The sequence below is a fragment of the Anoxybacillus flavithermus genome, assembly GCF_002742685.1.
GTDB lineage: Bacteria > Bacillota > Bacilli > Bacillales > Anoxybacillaceae > Anoxybacillus > Anoxybacillus flavithermus_E.
The window spans coordinates 1-1,595 of sequence record NZ_PEDM01000069.1 but is presented as its reverse complement, the minus strand read 5'-3'; the positions used below and the strand labels follow the sequence as shown (position 1 = coordinate 1,595).

The following is a 1,595-nucleotide window of genomic DNA, read 5'->3' as shown; positions in this document are numbered from 1 at the left end:
GTATGAGTAAAATGTTTGTGGGAGAAAAGAAGACAGGTTCCTGATTTATACAAACCAGGAACCTGTCACATACGTAAGCAAAATAGATGAAAAATGGGCCCTCCTCCTGTAAGGTAGTAAGTGCGAAAAAACAACTAAAGAAAGGAGTAGAGCCCATGAAGGATTATATCACAAATGGAGTCACATTGAAAGACATTGAACAATCTTTGTTTCGGCATATGCAAAAAGAATATGGTCAACTGCTTCAACAGTTGTTGGAGGACATCGATCACACATTAGCGGAAAAACGAGATAAAAAACGATACGCGCTCAAAGATAAACGAGTGATACGGATGCAGACGATGTTTGGAGAATTGGAAGTCAAGCGGAACTATTACTTCGATCGAGAAAAACAGAGGTATGTCTGTCTATTGGATGCTTTTCTTCAGTTTGAGGGGGCACATGGAGTCAGTCCGTTGTTAGAAGAAACAGCGATTCATCTGGCAGTGACAGGTTCATCGTATCGACAAGCTGCCCAGTCCTTAGAAAAACTGGTGGGATATGCGTGCATGAGCCACGAAACGATTCGCCAGTTGATTGTCGAGGCAGAAGTCGATGGACACCGCGAGATGGAGAAAAAAGGTCGGGTATTTTTCATTGAGGCAGATGGACTATACATCAAACGGCAACGAAGCCGCATGAAAGGAAAAGAGGAGAAAATCGTGACGATTCACCAAGGATGGGAGAGAAACGGCAAACGAGTTTCTTTGGTGAACCGAAGATATTATGTTCATCAAACGAATGAGCCGATCTGGGAAGCCGTCGAGAGCTTCTTAGTGAAAGAATATGGGTATGATCCACTAGAAGATTGGGTCGTCATCAATGGAGATGGTGCGCCATGGATCACGGCTTGTCGTGATTATTTTGGGAAGAGGGGATATTTTCAGTTGGATCGATTCCACGTGGCAAGGGACATCCGACAATGGTTTCGTGATCATCCGAGATATCGAGCGATACGGAAGGCACTGGCTTTACAAGACGAAGAAAGGGTATTAAGAGAGCTGACGAGTGCCGTGGGAACACTGGGAGACGAAGAAAAAGAACGACAATTACAGGCGCTTGTTCGTCGGATCGAAGAGCTACCTGGATGTTTGAGTGACTATCGTATATGGCTGCGGGAAAAAGGGATCGATACAACGAACATGCGAGCGATGGGCAGTGCGGAAGGGACGATGCATGTGTTTGCGAAACGAAGCAAAAACGGTCGAAGTTGGAGAGACGTGGGAATTGATGCGATGTTACGGGCCATGATCGCCATCAAAGATACGTTACCGATTCGTACGCACCGAGGAGTGATGTGTCATGTGGAAGAACGAGAAGAAACGAAACGAGAAGCAATCGTGAAAAAGTCAATGAAACGCGTCTCATCTCGAATGAAAGAAGTGATTCGAGACAATATTCCGTATTTCCGTCAGTCTTCAGGAACGCCGATTTACGAGGCATTACAAGCATTGAAAGGTTTTTAAAAACACGGATATAGGCACATACCTACAGGATGAGAGTGGATAAAAGCGCTTACATAAAATAAGTCCATAAAACCATATATAACCAATAAA

General features: G+C 44.4%; 1 protein-coding gene. It reads left to right on the top strand.

Annotation, left to right across the window (positions count from 1 at the left end):
• Window positions 1-155 precede the first annotated feature (155 nt).
• On the top strand, window positions 156-1,505 hold the full coding sequence (locus tag CS060_RS13920) for an ISLre2 family transposase (protein WP_035047281.1): 1,350 nt from the start codon (window positions 156-158) through the stop codon (window positions 1,503-1,505).
• Window positions 1,506-1,595 lie beyond the last annotated feature (90 nt).